Origin of the sequence: Mesorhizobium sp. M1163 (assembly GCF_040318415.1) — a bacterium.
Taxonomy (GTDB): Bacteria; Pseudomonadota; Alphaproteobacteria; order Rhizobiales; family Rhizobiaceae; genus Mesorhizobium.
The window spans coordinates 51,378-67,547 of record NZ_JAMYMF010000026.1 but is presented as its reverse complement, the minus strand read 5'-3'; the positions used below and the strand labels follow the sequence as shown (position 1 = coordinate 67,547).

Genomic DNA, 16,170 nt, shown 5'->3' with positions numbered 1-16,170 from the left:
TCTTGCAACTCCCCACATTCGCTTCAATCATGCACGGCATTCGATGCGGATGTGACCTGGAGTGAGCGATGGCGGAATCGGTTTACACAGAGATTGAGGTCGCGGCGCCACAAGCGACCGTGTTCGCGCTTTTGACGGATCCGGACCAGATCGTGCGATGGATCGGGACCGAAGCGAATTTGGATGCATCGCCGGGCGGTCTGTTCCTCGTCAATGTCGGTGGTCGCCATATGGCCCGCGGTGAGTTCACCGAGGTGATCCCGGTCCACCGTCTTGCCTACAGTTTTGGCTGGGAAGACAACGAGACTGTGCCGCCCGGCTCCAGCCATGTCGAGATCGACCTGATCGCGAGGGATGCGGGGACACTGATCCGCTTCACGCACAGCGGACTGCCGAACGCAAAGGAGCGTGACAGCCACCGAAGGGGATGGGAGCACTACCTCTCACGGCTGAAGATCACTGCCGATGGGGGACATGTCGATCCCGACGTGCCGATGAAGAATATGTGATTTTCATCTAAGGGCCGCGGATGCCCGTAATCCGAACCAGGCGCGGCATGCGTCAACGAGGCCCCTTTGACCTGCCGTCGCCAAACCGGCCGCTCGGGAAACCCAGCGACCTGCGGGCTGCCGCACCATTACAGCTGCCGGCGACGGATCGTTTCGGCGAGCTCGGCGAAGGCGTCCGCGATCCCGGTGCCGCTCTTGGCGCCTGCGTGGAGTTCTTGAAACTCAGCGCTTCTGGCGCAACGCCTCGGATTGAATTAGCATCCGTTCATCAAAGCTCCGGCCGCACTCCTGCAGGATGCGGAATGCGGAGCGCAGGCGAGCGAGGCCGGGCGCGGTCACATGCCGGGCGCTGATCCAAGCGCGACTGGGCATCCGAACTTCCGTTCGGCGGCAAGACGGCGTGGCCGGGAGGAGTCAGATGCAGAAGCTGCAATCACAAGGCGTCCATCACATCACGCTGGTCGGCGCCGATCGCCAGAGCTCCATCGATTTCTGGGAAGGCGTGCTCGGCATGCCTTTCATCTTCGAGCAGCCCAACCTCGACAAAGCCAGCGAAAGCCATCTTTATTTCGATCCGGGCGACGGCCGGCTGATCACCGTCTTCACCGACGAGAGCCGCACGCCGGTCAAGCGGCGCACGCCAACCGATACGGGCTGCGTCCATCACATCGCTTTCGCGGTGTCGCGCGTCACCTTTTTGCAGGCGGTCGGCCGGCTCGACGAGCGCGCCATCAAGCACAGCGGCGTCAAGGATCGCGGCTTCATGGACTCGATCTACTTCGAGGATCCGCTCGGCCTGCTGATCGAGCTCGCCTCCTACCGTTTCGAGCCGCCGGCGGGCTTCACCCATGCCGACGTGTTGATGCAGGCGCACAAGATCCGCGTCGCGCGCGGCGACTACGCAATAGCCGAGGTGCATCTCGCCGACGCGATCCAGGCGCTTGTCGAGCGCTCCCGCGCGACCTTGTCGGAAGACCGCGCTCCGAAAGATCCATACTGACGACAGGCCAAACAAAGGGAGGACACAATGGCAAAGACGACAACGAAGAGTGCGAAGAAGCCGGCCGCCAAGGCCGCTCCGAAACCAGCTGCCAAGGCCGCGACAAAGCCTGCTGCCAAGGCGTCGAAAGCGTCCGCCAAGTCGGCAACGAAAGCCGCCGCAAAACCTGCAGCCAAGGCATCCGCGAAGTCCGCGCGGAAGGCCGTAGCGAAATCAGCGAAAAAACCCGCGCTGATGCTCAGCATGCTGAAGCCGAGCGTCAACAATATGAGCGTACGGGTGTTTGCGCGCGCGGCCGGGCTCGACCATTCCGAGACCGACGTATGGGGCCACACGCGCTCGCCTGAATATATGGCGCGAAACCCGGCCCACCTGACCCCGATGATCGAGGACAAGGGCCTGCCGAGAGGTGTCTTGTGGGAAAGCTGCGCCATCATGCAGTACCTCGCCAACAAGCACGGGCTGGAAAAATTGTACCCTAAGGAACCCGCCAAGCGGGCAATGATCGACAGTGCCATGTTCTACCTGATCGGCACGCTCTACCCCTATGTGGCGCGCGCCACCTATCCAGCACTGAATTTCCCGCAATATGCCGGCGAGGTCGGCCACAGCGACGCTCATCCCGACAGGAAATCGGAAGCCCAGAAGGCCGCGGCGGCCGCAATTGCCGAGCCGCTGGAGGTCTTTCACAGCTTCTTCAGGAACGGCAAGCCGTTCATCGGCGGCAAGAACCCGTCGATCGCCGACATCCGTCTGGCGGCGACGCTCGAGTTCCTCGCCGTCATCGACTATGCGCTGCCCCAATGGGCAAAAGACTATATGACGGCGATCGAGAAGAAGCTCGGCAAGGCCTATGCCGAGCCGGCCGGCGATGTGCGCGGCTATATCGCCTATGTGCGGTCGCAGGCCAACGCCTGAGGCACGTGCAGGCCGGCGATCGTCCGTACGTTCTGCAGGAGCCGGTAACGATCTGGGGTAATTCTTTTTACTCTCCCCTGTTTGCACGATGTGGGGAGCTTAAGGTTTCGTTAACCGAAACCCTTTCTACTGTATCCACCTCCAGCCCGCGACCACGGATGTACTGGCGCGGATGGAAAGCAAAGGTCGGCTGCTCGCCGGCCTTTTGCTTGTTGCAGCCCTGCCGAAGTTGCGGTCGACGGCGCTTCCCGACGCCTGCATGGCTGATGAAGCGCGTTGCTGGCACCTTGTCATCGCCGATGTCGGCCCTACCATCGAAGTTAGTCACGTCCTCGAGGGCGGTTCAAGGACAGAGGCCCTGTCATGAAAAGCATTGCTGGAATGGTGGTGATTGCAGGCGCCATGCTGGCGGGTGCAGCCGGTCAATCGAATGCAGCGACGCTCAACACCATGCCCGAGGTCGGGGCTGCCATCCAGGCGTGCTGGACCCCCCCAGCGAATGCCGGGAATTCCACCGTCACCCTGAGCTTCAGCTTCAGGCGCAATGGCACGCTGATCGGCCGGCCCAAGCCGACCGCCATCCGCGTGGCCGGCGACGACAAGGCGCGGCAAGCTTTTGTCGACGCGGCGATTGCGGCCGTGGACCACTGCCTGCCGTTGAGCCTTTCACCGGCGCTGGCTGAAGGCATCCCGGGCAAGGTGTTCACTCTGCAATTCAACTCGCCCAAACAAAAACAGCCTGCAACGCGAGTGCAGGCTTCGCCTTGATCTTTTCCGACAACCGGATTCTACTTTTCGGGATCTAGCGCATGTCGAGCAAAAGTGTGCAGCGGTTTTGCGACAACGACATGCATAAAACAAGAACCTAAGCGCGTCGCATGAGGCCGGGTCGACCGCGATGCGCTTTAGTGGCGGCTTCGTCTGGCCTCGACATGTCGCGCCAGTTCCGGCATTTCGAAGACATAGTCGCTCCAGGCCGATTCCGGAATCTGGCCGGCGAGATAGCACTCCAGCAAAAGCCTCTGCTCGTGGTCGAGCGGCCTCGGTGTGCGTTCATGGTCCAGCCCAAGTGAATGGAACAGATTCCTGGTCAGGCCCGCGACAGTGAAATGAATCGACATTTGCGGTCTCCTCCTTGGCCGCTCAACGCCGAACGTGGGGCTAAGGTTTCAGCAACGGCCGGCCGGTAACGCCGGATTGATCGCGGTGCGGATCCGGCCGGGTGCTTCAAACTTCGCCGTGGCGCGAGTTCGCCGGCGTTGCTGCCGGTTCGTCTCAATCTTGAAATAAAAATGTAATATTGAATTTACGCCAGCGGATATAATACACTAGAACTAAAGTCTCTGGTGGCGGTGCGGTCTACTTCAATTAGGTAAAACTGATTTAGCCAGTACTTATCCATAGTCGACAAAGAAATCCTGTTCTCGGCGCAACAAGGACAATGGTCGCTCCAATGACACGCTTCTGGCTTCTCACGATTCTGATGCTGGTGTCGGCAATAGCCGTTGCGCTCGGCACGTCCTCCTCCTATGCGGATAGCTGCGGCGCGATCAGGAGCCAATTGCTTTCGGCGGGGCGTGGCGCCGGGACCAGCCCCGAGCTTGCCCAACTACGCCGGCAACTCGCCGCGATTCAAAGGCTGGAGAGACAGCGCCGATGCACGGCGAAAACGGCCGGGTTCTTCTTCAACCCCTGCGCCGACCTCGTAAGCAGCAAGGCGGAGGTGCAACGGCAGATCGCCAGACTGTCGAATTCGGGCAGGGACACCTCCGGCCTGAAGGCCAGGTTCGTCGCGCTAGGCTGCGCCGCCCCCGCTGCCAAGAAGCAGCAGGCGCAGCAGAACCAGCCGCAGGCACAGCAGCGCACAGCACCAAAACCTCAGTCCGCAGGCGCAATAATGGGTGGCAATCGGATGCTGTTTTGCGTTCGCTTGTCGGACGGATATTTCTTCCCCGCGCCAAAATCGCAGTTCGCCAAGAACGACGATCTGAAGGAAACGGTCGATCAGTGCCGCTATATCTGCGACGATGCCGGCGTCGAACTCTATACGCTGAGCGATGCCACCCGCGAGACCGAAGAGATGATCGCGCTCGAGACGCAAAAGCCCTATGTGGAGCTTGCGACCGCCTTCAGGTACCGCGACGACGCGAACTTCAAGGCCTGCGATGTCAAGCGCTATTACCAGCGCGTCGCCGAACTCAGGGCACGAACCGTGACACCGGCCAACATGAGCAACGCCATCATTCCGTTGCCGACGGCAAAGCCGGATTTTGGCATCGTCGCGGAAATTCCTGAATCCGGGATCCAAACCGCCGGTACCGCTCTCGCAGGGGAAAAAACGCTGGTTGCCGAGGTACCAGGGGCTGCCCAGCATCAGTCGGTCGAAAGAGCGATCGGCGCGCGGCCGGTGAGAGTGGTCGGGCCGGCCTTTTTCCCGGCGGACTGACCAAGGCAGGCGATGTCCCGAGACGGCGAACGGCTGGCCGGATAGCCGCTTCAAGGCCTACAGCCGCACGCATCGACCGACGGCCGGTTGGTTATTCGCAGACCATGCGGGCCCGTTTGCCGGGCTGGCTGACATTCCTGCAGGTGAGCGGCTTCGCCGGCTCCGATGACAGCATGGGCGGATTGGCGACCTTCCTTCGTGGCGCTGCAACGGAAGCTGCGCTCCGGCGCACCGCCGGCCTTTTCGGCGTTTGAGGCGCCACAGGAAAGACATCGGTCTCCAGCTGCGACTGTTCGGCTTGCGCCTGCGGAGAAGGCCGGTCCCAGAAACGGCGAACATCGAGCGGCTTGGGAATGATCACGGTGCCGTCATAGCTGCGCGCACAGCCGGTTCCCAGAAGCAGCGCCAGGCACAGGAAGACAGGCAGAATCCGTCGAAACATCAGCAACACCCCTGCAAGCTTATAACGCTGCTTCGGCCCAACCGACAACCGGCGGAATAGTGCAGAGGGAGTAGGTAAGGTGAAGTAGAAATCGTCGCACTTCCAGTCGAAGGCCCCGCTCGAAAGATCGAGCGCCGGGTCGGGCGCGGATGGAGGTCCAGCGCGAGGCGAGTTAAAACCTTGCGATTCGTCACCGCTTCCAGCGTAAGGCCATGGTGCGATCGCACCATACCCAATGGCGCGCTCAGTCGCGACAATGGGATATTCGAAGTTCGCTCCTCCAGTTACGGGCGGGAGCAGCGACCGCCGGCAAGAAACAGGGTCAGATTTACCCCAACGGACCTGTTTCGGCGATGGTGCGGCCATGACACGTTCTGGCTGCATGCAACGCGCTCCCGTCCGGCTTTTTTCTTCTCAAGGTCAGTGGCTGCTATCGTCGAGCGGACAAAGCCGGCCGGAATTCACGCAAGCTGCTGATTCCAGCGGCAAACCGCGGCCCATGCCGACAAAGCCCGCGGCCGTTCCTTCTTACCCGGCTGGACGACGTTACCGGAGCGACATGAAACTGTCATGCGACTGTAATAATCGGGGGCTATTGGCCTCAGCGGGCGCCGGAGGAATGGCGCCGAGAGACCATATTCCGAACAGGAGCAGGCCACATGAGACATTTCATCCGCTCGGCGGCCGTTGCGATTGCAATGGCTGCGGCGACGACTACCCTCACCCTGTCCGCCGCGCTCGCCGCGGACATCTCTGGCGCCGGCGCCACCTTCCCCTACCCGATCTATGCGAAGTGGGCCGACACCTACAAGAAAGACACCGGCATTGGGCTTAACTATCAGTCGATCGGTTCCGGCGGCGGCATCAAGCAGATCAAAGCCAAGACCGTTACCTTCGGCGCTTCTGATGCGCCGCTGAAAGGCGAAGAGCTTGAATCGTCCGGATTGGCTCAGTTCCCGATGGTGATGGGCGGCATCGTTCCTGTCGTCAACCTCGAAGGCATCAAGCCGGGCGAGTTGGTTCTCGACGGCCCGACGCTGGCCGACATCTTCCTCGGCAAGATCACGAGCTGGGATGACGAGGCGATCAAGAAGCTCAATCCCGACGTCAAGCTGCCTTCGCAGGCGATCGCGGTCGTTCACCGTTCTGATGGGTCGGGCACGACGTTCAACTTCACATACTACCTCGGCGACGTCAGCGCGGACTGGAAAGAAAGGGTCGGCGTCGACAAGGCCGTGGAATGGCCCGTGGGCATCGGCGCCAAGGGCAATGAGGGCGTTGCCAACAACGTCTCCCAGACCGGCGGCGCGATCGGCTATGTCGAATACGCCTATGCCAAGCAGAACAAGCTCACCCACACCGACATGATCAACAAGGACGGCAAGAAGGTCGAACCCACCGCGGCGGCATTCTCGGCGGCAGCGGCCAATGCCGACTGGAGCTCGCAGCCGGGCTATGGCGTCATCCTCGCCAACGAGCCGGGCGCCGAGTCCTGGCCGATGACGGCGGCAACGTGGATCCTCCTGTACAAGAAGCCGGACGATGCCGCGACCACCGGCGAAGCGCTCAAATTCTTCGCCTGGGCATATGACAGGGGCGACGAGATGGCCGGCGAGCTGGACTACGTTCCGATGCCCGACAAGGTGGTCGAGAGCGTCAAGGCCATGTGGGCCAAGGAAGTCGTCGGCAGCGACGGCAAGCCGCTCTACTCGGCTATGTAATCTTCTCCAGGGAGGGCGTCGACGGCGCCCTCCCTGTTGCCTTCAATCGCGAGGACCCAATGACCATCGCTTCCGATGCCATGCCATCATCTGCAGCAGCCCGGGCCAGGGAAGCTACGGTGCGGCGCTTCGCGCTCACAGACGCCATATTCCGTGGACTCACCCGCGCTTCCGCAATTCTTGTGCTGGTCATCCTCGGTGGTGTCGCAATCTCGCTGTTTGCCGGCTCATGGCAGGCGCTGTCGGCCTTCGGGTTCTCTTTCCTGACGACTGAAAGCTGGAATCCGGTTACGGAAAAATTTGGCGCGCTGGCGCCGATCTACGGCACGCTGGTCACGGCGGCCATCGCCATCCTGATCGCGGTTCCGATCGGCATCGGCATTGCCGTGTTTCTCACCGAACTCTGCCCGCGCCCGCTCAGGCGCCCGATCGGCATAGCGGTCGAGCTGTTGGCCGGCATTCCCTCGATCATCTACGGCATCTGGGGCCTGTTCGTGTTCGCGCCGTTCCTGCAGACGACGATACAGCCCTTCATCATCAACATCTTCCACGGCGTGCCGGGACTATCCAGCCTTTTCGCCGGCCCTCCTTACGGCATCGGCCTTCTGACCTCGGCGCTGATCCTCGCCATCATGGTGCTGCCCTTCATCACCTCGATCACCAAGGACGTCTTCGATACGGTGCCGGCGGTGCTGAAGGAATCGGCCTACGGCATCGGTTGCACGACCTGGGAAGTGACCCGGCGCGTGGTCATTCCCTATACCCGCATCGGTATCATGGGCGGCGTCATGCTTGGCCTCGGCCGCGCGCTCGGCGAAACCATGGCGGTGACCTTCGTCATTGGCAACGCTCACCGCATCAGCGCCTCTCTGTTCGCGCCGGGCACGACGATCTCGGCGACCATCGCCAATGAATTCACCGAGGCCGACGGCGATCTCTACACCTCCTCTCTGGTTTCGCTCGGCCTGATCCTGTTCGTCATCACTTTCCTGATCCTTGCCGCCGCCCGCTATATGCTGATGCGGATCGACGCCCGTACGGGAGCCTGACCGATGTCGACATCCTCATCGCTCCACAGCCGCCGCAAAGCCAGGAATTCGGTGATGATGGCGCTTTGCGTCGTCGCCGCCGGCATCGGGCTTGCCTGGCTGGCGCTCATTCTCGGTGCACTGGTCTATAAGGGCACAGCCGGGCTTTCGTTCGCGGTCTTCACCGAGATGACGCCACCGCCAGGCGAGGCCGGCGGCCTGCTCAATGCAATCGCGGGCAGCCTGGTGATGACGATCATCGCCGTTGTCGTCGGCACGCCGATCGGCGTGCTGGCGGGAACCTACATGGCCGAATATGGGCGTTTCTCGCGCATCACCACCGTCGTGCGCTTCATCAACGACATCCTGTTGTCGGCGCCCTCGATCATCATCGGCTTGTTCGTCTATGAGTTGATGGTGCGGCCAATGGGGCATTTCTCGGCCATAGCCGGCGCCGTTGCGCTTGCCATCCTGGTCATTCCGGTGGTCGTGCGCACCACTGAAGACATGCTCAACCTGGTGCCGAACGCGTTGCGTGAAGCCGGTGCCGCGATCGGCGCGCCGCGTTGGGTGGTGATCCGTTCGGTCGCCTACCGCGCCGCATTGTCCGGCATCGTCACCGGCATATTGCTGGCGATAGCACGCATTTCCGGCGAGACGGCGCCGCTGCTCTTCACCGCGCTCAACAACCAGTTCTGGAGCAGCAATATCAACGCGCCGATGGCCAGCCTGCCGGTGACCATCTTCCAGTTCGCTCTCAGCCCTTACGAGGAATGGCAGCAACTGGCGTGGACCGGCGCACTCATAATCACCCTGACGGTTCTGGGCTTGAGCATCCTCGCCCGCAGCCTTACCGGACGCAGAGAGGACAGATGACACAGATGTTGTCCCCGGACATGACGATGACCGAAACGGTCGCCGAGAAGACGAAGATCGAGGTCAAGAACCTCAACTTCTACTACGGCCAGAGCAAGGCGTTGAAGGACATCACCTTGTCGCTGCCCGAGCGCAGCGTCACTGCCTTCATCGGCCCTTCGGGCTGCGGGAAATCGACGCTGCTGCGTGTGTTCAACCGCATCTACGAACTCTACCCGAAGCAGACAGCCGAGGGCCAGGTGCTGCTCGACGGCAAGAACATTCTCGACCGCTCGCAGGATCTCAATCTCCTGAGGACCAAGATCGGCATGGTGTTCCAGAAGCCGACGCCGTTCCCTATGTCGATCTACGAGAACATCGCCTTCGGGGTCAGGCTCTATGAGAATCTCGGCAAGTCCGAAATGGACGGCCGCGTCGAACAAGCGTTGAAGCGGGCCGCGCTGTGGGGCGAGGTCAAGGACAAGCTCAACGCCAGCGGCTTGAGCCTGTCAGGCGGCCAGCAGCAGCGGCTTTGCATTGCCCGCACCGTGGCGGTGAAGCCGGAAGTCATTCTGCTCGATGAGCCGGCTTCGGCACTCGACCCGCTGTCGACCGCCAAGATCGAGGAGCTGATAGACGAGTTGCAAGCCGATTACACGATCGTCATCGTCACCCACAACATGCAGCAGGCGGCGCGCGTGTCGCGCCAGACCGCCTTCATGTATCTGGGTGAACTGGTCGAGTTCGACCGGACCGAGAAGATCTTTACGTCGCCCCGCGAGAAGCGCACGCAGGATTACATCACCGGCCGCTTCGGCTGAGCCGTTCCGATCATGCATATAAGGACAGGACCATGGGCGAACACACAGTCGCTTCTTTCGACGAGGATCTCGAGCAGATCAGCAAGCTGATCCGCGACATGGCCGACCTCGCCGGTTCGATGGTCGGCGGGGCGACCAAGGCCCTGTTGAATTCTGACAACGTGCTGGCGCAACGCGTCGTTTCCGACGATGCCATCATGGATGCGCGTCAACGCGAACTGGACGACCGCGCCATCACCCTGATCGCCAAGCGCCAGCCGATGGCCCACGATCTGCGCCATGTCGTCGGGGCGATCCGCATGGCCGGCGATCTCGAACGCATCGGCGACCTTGCCAAGAATATCGCCAAGCGTGTGAGTGCGGTCGGCCTTAGCGTCACACCGCGCGACCTATCGCATTCCATCGATGCGATGGCGCAGCTGGTGCTCATCCAGGTGCAGGGCGTCATCGAGGAGTATGCTGCAGGCGATGCGGCCGCGTTGGCCAAGCTACGCGCCGCCGACGAGCGCATCGACGTCAAATATACGTCGGTGTTCCGCGAACTGTTGACCTACATGATGGAAGACCCGCGCAACATCACCGCTTGCACGCATCTGCTGTTCTGCGCCAAGAATCTGGAGCGGATCGGCGACCATGTCACCAACATCGCCGAAAATGCGTATTATGTGCTGACCGGCGAGCAATTGCCGGTCAATCGTCCGAAGCAAGACGAAACGACAATGTCCGCACCGGCGACATGATGGGGGTGCCCAGCCGATGATCGCACCACGCATAATGGTGGTGGAGGACGAGGAGCCGTTGGGTGTGCTGCTCCGCTACAATCTCGAATCCGAAGGCTACCAGGTCGAGGTGGTGACACGCGGCGACGAAGCCGAGATCCGTTTGCAGGAGAATGTGCCCGATCTTCTGGTGCTCGACTGGATGATACCAGCGGTTTCCGGCATCGAGCTCTGCCGCCGGTTGCGGGTGCGCCCCGAAACCGAACGGCTGCCGATCATCATGCTGACCGCGCGCGGCGAGGAGAGCGACCGGGTACGCGGTCTTTCGACCGGCGCCGACGACTATCTGGTCAAACCGTTTTCGACACCGGAATTCATGGCCAGGGTCAAGGCGCTGCTGCGCCGCGCCAAGCCGGAAGTGCTGTCCAGCGTGCTGAAGGTCGGCGACATCGTGCTCGATCGCGAATCGCACAGGGTGTATCGCAAGAAGACCGAGATCCGGCTCGGGCCGACCGAATTCCGGTTGCTCGAATTCATGATGCGGCATCCGGGCCGCGTCTTCTCGCGCAGCCAGTTACTCGATAATGTCTGGGGCGAGACGATCTATATCGACGAACGCACCGTCGACGTGCATGTCGGGCGGCTGCGCAAAGCCGTCAACAACGGCCGCATGCCTGATGTCATCCGCACCATCCGCGGTGCCGGCTACGCGATCAGGGAAGATTGACCCGCCCAGTCAGGCTACGTTCTTTCTGACGCCGGGCCTCATTTGCGCGCCCGGCGCGAAAATCTGCTGGTCGACGAAGCTTAACGCCCGCATTGCACAGCCTTCGCGGATCAGCGGCAATTCGTTCGGCTCGGTATCGAAGGAGATCGAGCCCGAATGCTGGCCGCCGGCGGTCTGGGCGATGGCCTTCCGCAAGGCCGGCTCGATCAGATCAAAGGCGGCGGCACTGGCGCCGACCATTGCGACCGGTGCCGGATCGATCAGCGCGAACAGCGAGCCGAGACCGAAACCCAGCGCTTCGCCGGCCTTGCGGTAGGCTTCGCGTTCCGGCCCGTCCTTCTCGCGCGCCCGAACCGCCAGCGCGCGCATGTCGGCGTCGCTGACGTCGGCGACCGGTTGGCTGTCTTCGCTCATCTGCGTGGCGTTGCGCCAGATGGCGTAATTGCCGGCATAGGCCTCGATGCAGCCGCGCCGCCCGCAACGGCAGAGCGCGCCGCCCGGACGATGGATCATGTGGCCAAACTCGCCGCCCGAGGAATGCGTGCCGGTGAACAGCTCGCCCTTCAACACCAGCCCCATGCCGATGCCGTGCGAAAGCAGGATGGCGATGAAGTCGTCGCGATAGCGATCCGGATCGCGCCAGCGCAAAGCCACCGCCATCATATTGCAGTCGTTCTCCACCGTGGCCGGGATGCCGAATTCATCTTCCAGCATGTCGGCAAAGGCGATGTCCGTCTGGGGCGTGATCGGCGACCACAGCATGGCGCGTGCAGGGGAGTCGGTAATTCCCTGAATCGCCAGGGCGATGCGGGCGACACTGCGGACGTCAAGATCTGGATCGTCCAGCCGGCGCCGGACGATGGCCATGCATTCGCGGATCAGTTCGTCGCGCGGCATGGTCAGCGTGTCCAGCCGGCGCTGTTCCTCGGCGACCACCTGCCCCGCATAGTCGATGATGGCGGCCGACAGGAAATTCAGCGACAACACCACGGTCAGCACCGCCGCCGCTTCCGGATTGAGGGCGAGGCCGACCTGCGGACGACCGCGTTTCAACGAAACGGGTTCGCTTGCCTTGCTCTCGGCGAGGATGCCTTCCCGTATCAGGTCGGAGGAGATCGCCGATATGGTCGAATGGCTGAGGCCGGTGGTTGCGGCGATCTCCGTACGCGATGGCTGGCCGGCCCGGCGCACGGCCGAGATCACCATCGCCCGGTTGCGCCGGCGCAAATCGTCATGGCGGATTCCGACCGACATCGTTTTGCTTTCCTCCCGGTTTGCCGCGGCCGCTCATGAACCGGAAGCCGTCGGTAATGCCGACAAATAGTGTCGGATGAGGCAAATAGTGTCAGATGCAGGTGGCGCTGTCATCGTTTATTCCGAAGCTCGAAAAAAGTCGCAGCAACATCAAAATCCATCAGAATCGATGTTGACAGCAGCGGGAGATCGGGCCAGTATTTTTTCGAGGCTCGAAAAAATTAGCGCCTCTAAGCTGGCCTTTGGGGCCAATTGGTCACGCCGTACGCGGCGCAGGGAGGATATGATGAAGAAATTCACGACCGCCATTCTGGCGGGTGTCGCCATGACGCTGGCGCTTGCGTCGGTGGCGCAGGCTAAGGACAAGGTCATCGGCGTTTCCTGGTCGAACTTCCAGGAAGAGCGCTGGAAGACCGACGAAGCCGCAATGAAGGCGGCCATCGAGGCTGCCGGCGACAAGTATATCTCCGCCGACGCACAGTCCAATCCGGGCAAGCAGCTCACCGACGTCGAGAGCCTGATCTCGCAGGGCGCCAACGCACTGATCATCCTGGCGCAGGACGCCTCGGCGATAGGGCCGGCCGTGCAAAAGGCGCTGGACGAAGGTATTCCGGTTGTCGGCTACGACCGGCTGATCGAGAACAAGGACGTCTTTTACCTGACCTTCGACAACAAGGAAGTCGGCCGCATGCAGGCCCGCGACGTGTTCAAGGTGAAGCCGGAAGGCAACTATGTCTTCATCAAGGGCTCGGGCGCCGATCCGAATGCCGATTTCCTTTTTGCCGGTTCGATGGAAGTGCTGAAGGACGCCATCGACAGCGGCAAGATCAAGAATGTCGGCGAGGCCTATACCGACGGCTGGCTGCCGGCCAACGCCCAGAAGAACATGGAACAGTTCCTGACCGCGAACGACAACAAGGTCGATGCGGTGGTCGCCGCTAACGACGGCACTGCCGGCGGCGTCGTCGCCGCACTGACGGCGCAAGGGTTGGCTGGATCGGTTCCGGTCTCGGGCCAGGACGGCGACCACGCCGCGCTGAACCGCATCGCGCTCGGCACACAGACGGTCTCGGTGTGGAAGGACGCGCGCGAGCTCGGCAAGAACGCCGCCGAGATCGCCTCGCAATTGGCCGACGGCAAGCAGATGACCGACATTGCCGGCGTGAAGGATTTCACCACGCCCGGCGGCAACACCGTAAAGTCCCTGTTCCTGACCCCGGTCGCCATCACCAAGGACAACCTCAACGTCGTCATCGACGCCGGCTGGATCAAGAAAGAAGAGGTCTGCGCGGGCGTGGCGGCGGGCGCTGTTCCGGTCTGCAACTGATCCGAGTTTCCGAGAAGTCCGAACGCCGCGGCCGCTTGCCGCGGCGTTTTTTCAAGAAAGAATTGTTTTTCCGCTTCCGGCGGATAACTTCTAGGCTGCTTCCGGCATCCGCGGCAGACGGCAACCCGGCGGGAGAAACATCATGACCGACACGACTTCCAACACGCCGGTCGACAGCTCGACGGCAGACCGGGCGCGGGAATCGGAGGCCGGCGTCGTTGCCCGATTTCTCAAGGCAACCGAACTCGACACGCGCATGCTCGGCATGGTCGGCGCGCTGCTGGTCATCTGGGTCGGGATCCACATACTGTCGGGCGGGCTCTTCCTGACGCCGCGCAATCTCTGGAACCTTTCGGTGCAGACCTCGTCGGTGGCGATCATGGCGACCGGCATGGTGCTGGTCATCGTGATGCGTAACATCGATCTTTCCGTCGGCTCCGTGGAAGGCGTGATCGGCATGGTGATGGGCGTGGCGCAGGCCGAATTCCTCGTCCGCATCATGGGATTTCAGCTTGGCAGCCCCTGGCTGTGGGTCATCGCACTGGCCGCCGGCCTGGTGCTCGGCCTGGCTATCGGAGCGTTTCAGGGTTTCATCATCGCCTATCTCCAGGTTCCTGCCTTTATCGTGACGCTCGGCGGATTGCTGGTCTGGCGCGGCATGGCATGGCTGATCACCAGCGGGCGCACCGTTGCGCCGCTGGACAGGACCTTCCAGCTGATGGGCGGCGGACCACGGGGCTCGATCGGCGCCACCTGGAGCTGGATCGTCGGTGTCCTCGCCTGCGCGGCCGTTGCCTTCATGCTCTTCAACGGCCGCTCGCAGCGCAAGCGCTTCAACTTTCCGCTGCGCCCTGTCTGGGCGGAAAGCTTGCTCGGCGTGATAGCCTGCGCCGCCATCCTCGGCGCCGTGTGGATCGCCAATTCCTATCCTTGGCCGGTCGGCATCGTACGCCAATATGCCCAGCAGAACGGCATCACCGTTCCCGAGGGCGGGTTGTTCATCGCCCACGGCATCGCCATACCTGTGCTGATGGCCGTGGCCGCGGGCATCGTCATGACCTTCATCACCAGACGCACCCGTTTCGGCCGCTATGTCTTTGCCATAGGCGGCAATCCGGAAGCGGCCGAACTCGCCGGCATCAACACACGCTGGGTCACCATGAAGGTGTTCATGATCATGGGCGTGCTGGCCGCGATCAGTGCGGCGATCGCATCGGCGCGCCTCAACGCGTCGACTAATGCGCTGGGGACCCTGGACGAGCTGCTGGTCATCGCGGCGGCCGTGATCGGCGGCACGTCGCTCGCCGGCGGCTCCGGCACGGTGCTCGGCGCCATGCTCGGCGCGCTTTTGATGCAGTCGCTGCAATCCGGCATGGTGCTGCTCGGCATCGATTCGCCGCTGCAGAGCATCGTTGTCGGCGCCGTGCTGGTGGTCGCGGTGTGGCTCGATACCGTCTATCGCAAACGGGTCTAGTGAGGAGAACGAGCATGGCAGACAGGACCGCTCCCACGGGCACGCCGCTGATCGACATGCGCAACATCTCGATCGCCTTCGGCGGCATTCGCGCCGTCGACGATGCCTCGGTCGATCTTTTTCCGGGCGAGGTGATGGCTTTGCTCGGCCATAACGGTGCCGGCAAATCGACGTTGATAAAAATCCTGTCCGGCGCCTACAAGCGCGATGCGGGCCAGATTTTCGTCAACGGCGAGGAGGCTTCGATCTCCAATCCCCGCGACGCCAAGAAGTACGGTATCGAGACGATCTACCAGACGCTGGCGCTGGCCGATAATGTCGACGCGGCTGCCAACCTGTTTCTCGGCCGTGAGCTGATGACCGGCTGGGGTACGCTCGACGACGTCGCCATGGAGGCTGAGGCGCGCAAGGTGATGGGCAGGCTCAATCCGCGCTTCCAACGCTTCAAGGAGCCGGTGGTAAAGCTTTCGGGCGGCCAGCGGCAGTCGGTTGCGATCGCCCGCGCCATCCTGTTCAACGCCCGCATCCTGATCATGGACGAGCCGACAGCGGCACTCGGGCCGCAGGAGACGGCACAGGTCGGCGAACTGGTCAGGCAGCTCAAGGCCGACGGCATCGGCATCTTCCTGATCAGCCATGACATCCATGACGTGTTCGAGCTTGCCGACCGCGTCTGCGTCATGAAGAACGGTCGGGTTGTCGGCACGGCGCGCACGACCGATGTCACCCAGGACGAGGTGCTCGGCATGATCATCCTCGGCAAGTGCCCGCCCGGCGCCATCCCAGGGCCGGGCGCCCTGAAGATCGCGGCCTGAACGAGAATTAGCCGGCTAATCACAAGTCGCCAAAATGTGCCAGCAGTCACCATGCTTTGGCCTCCCCATTGTGTTGGCGTCGGGAGTTGCCCATAAAGATGCCGAACCGTCCAC

The 16,170-nt window shown here is 62.2% G+C and carries 17 protein-coding genes; 14 read left to right on the top strand and 3 right to left on the bottom strand.

From position 1 onward, the window contains the following. Window positions 1-68 precede the first annotated feature (68 nt). From NKH43_RS23330 to tolA, 4 genes are all read left to right on the top strand, one after another. Window positions 69-509: an SRPBCC family protein gene (locus tag NKH43_RS23330; protein ID WP_023678521.1), complete on the top strand. Its 441-nt coding sequence runs from the start codon at window positions 69-71 to the stop codon at window positions 507-509. Window positions 510-927: 418 nt separating this feature from the next. Next, entirely contained in the window at window positions 928-1,509 is a 582-nt protein-coding gene (locus tag NKH43_RS23325) for a VOC family protein (protein WP_023720938.1), read from the top strand. Between the two features lie 27 nt (window positions 1,510-1,536). After that, window positions 1,537-2,427 (top strand): glutathione S-transferase family protein, encoded by an 891-nt coding sequence (locus NKH43_RS23320; RefSeq protein WP_352588332.1) that lies wholly within the window; start codon window positions 1,537-1,539, stop codon window positions 2,425-2,427. 363 nt (window positions 2,428-2,790) lie between these two features. After that, window positions 2,791-3,195 (top strand): cell envelope integrity protein TolA, encoded by a 405-nt coding sequence (gene tolA / locus NKH43_RS23315; RefSeq protein WP_352999141.1) that lies wholly within the window; start codon window positions 2,791-2,793, stop codon window positions 3,193-3,195. Between the two features lie 137 nt (window positions 3,196-3,332). Here tolA and NKH43_RS23310 read toward each other — a convergent pair whose 3' ends face one another. Then, complete coding sequence (locus NKH43_RS23310; protein WP_023720934.1) at window positions 3,333-3,548, bottom strand: hypothetical protein; 216 nt, start codon at window positions 3,546-3,548, stop codon at window positions 3,333-3,335. A gap of 332 nt (window positions 3,549-3,880) precedes the next feature. On the opposite strand from NKH43_RS23310, the gene NKH43_RS23305 reads away from it, so the two are divergent. Then, window positions 3,881-4,873, top strand: coding sequence for a DUF2865 domain-containing protein (locus tag NKH43_RS23305; RefSeq protein ID WP_352588335.1), 993 nt, complete (start codon window positions 3,881-3,883; stop codon window positions 4,871-4,873). A 91-nt stretch (window positions 4,874-4,964) separates the two neighbouring features. Here NKH43_RS23305 and NKH43_RS23300 read toward each other — a convergent pair whose 3' ends face one another. Further along, a complete protein-coding gene (locus NKH43_RS23300) occupies window positions 4,965-5,699 on the bottom strand; it encodes a hypothetical protein (RefSeq protein ID WP_352480863.1) in 735 nt (244 codons plus the stop codon). Window positions 5,700-5,974: 275 nt separating this feature from the next. Between NKH43_RS23300 and pstS the strand changes: the two genes are divergently transcribed. Genes pstS through phoB form a run of 6 tightly spaced genes read left to right on the top strand, consistent with a single transcriptional unit; the run spans window position 5,975 to window position 11,186 of the window. Further along, entirely contained in the window at window positions 5,975-7,036 is a 1,062-nt protein-coding gene (gene pstS / locus NKH43_RS23295) for a phosphate ABC transporter substrate-binding protein PstS (protein WP_352480862.1), read from the top strand. 59 nt (window positions 7,037-7,095) lie between these two features. Continuing rightward, window positions 7,096-8,085 carry a phosphate ABC transporter permease subunit PstC gene (gene pstC / locus NKH43_RS23290; protein WP_352468946.1) on the top strand — a complete coding sequence of 330 codons (990 nt, stop codon included), beginning with the start codon at window positions 7,096-7,098 and terminating at the stop codon, window positions 8,083-8,085. A 3-nt stretch (window positions 8,086-8,088) separates the two neighbouring features. Then, window positions 8,089-8,940, top strand: a complete 852-nt coding sequence (gene pstA, locus NKH43_RS23285; protein ID WP_352480861.1) for a phosphate ABC transporter permease PstA — start codon at window positions 8,089-8,091, stop codon at window positions 8,938-8,940. After that, window positions 8,937-9,740, top strand: coding sequence for a phosphate ABC transporter ATP-binding protein PstB (gene pstB / locus NKH43_RS23280; protein WP_023720928.1), 804 nt, complete (start codon window positions 8,937-8,939; stop codon window positions 9,738-9,740). Before pstA ends, pstB begins: the two co-directional genes overlap by 4 nt. 32 nt (window positions 9,741-9,772) lie before the next feature. Beyond that, a complete protein-coding gene (gene phoU, locus NKH43_RS23275) occupies window positions 9,773-10,480 on the top strand; it encodes a phosphate signaling complex protein PhoU (RefSeq protein ID WP_023720927.1) in 708 nt (235 codons plus the stop codon). 16 nt (window positions 10,481-10,496) lie between these two features. After that, window positions 10,497-11,186: a phosphate regulon transcriptional regulator PhoB gene (gene phoB, locus NKH43_RS23270; RefSeq protein WP_031194536.1), complete on the top strand. Its 690-nt coding sequence runs from the start codon at window positions 10,497-10,499 to the stop codon at window positions 11,184-11,186. A 9-nt stretch (window positions 11,187-11,195) separates the two neighbouring features. On the opposite strand, the gene NKH43_RS23265 is transcribed toward phoB, so the two are convergent. Continuing rightward, complete coding sequence (locus NKH43_RS23265) at window positions 11,196-12,440, bottom strand: ROK family protein (protein ID WP_023720925.1); 1,245 nt, start codon at window positions 12,438-12,440, stop codon at window positions 11,196-11,198. 286 nt (window positions 12,441-12,726) lie between these two features. Here NKH43_RS23265 and xylF point away from each other — a divergent pair, with 286 nt between their 5' ends. The 3 genes from xylF to NKH43_RS23250 all read left to right on the top strand — a co-directional run bounded on the left by xylF (window position 12,727) and on the right by NKH43_RS23250 (window position 16,056). After that, complete coding sequence (xylF, locus tag NKH43_RS23260) at window positions 12,727-13,767, top strand: D-xylose ABC transporter substrate-binding protein (RefSeq protein ID WP_352494193.1); 1,041 nt, start codon at window positions 12,727-12,729, stop codon at window positions 13,765-13,767. A gap of 142 nt (window positions 13,768-13,909) precedes the next feature. Beyond that, window positions 13,910-15,241, top strand: coding sequence for a sugar ABC transporter permease (locus tag NKH43_RS23255; RefSeq protein ID WP_352494194.1), 1,332 nt, complete (start codon window positions 13,910-13,912; stop codon window positions 15,239-15,241). A gap of 14 nt (window positions 15,242-15,255) precedes the next feature. After that, window positions 15,256-16,056 (top strand): ATP-binding cassette domain-containing protein, encoded by an 801-nt coding sequence (locus tag NKH43_RS23250; protein WP_023720922.1) that lies wholly within the window; start codon window positions 15,256-15,258, stop codon window positions 16,054-16,056. The last annotated feature ends 114 nt before the right edge of the window (window positions 16,057-16,170 follow it).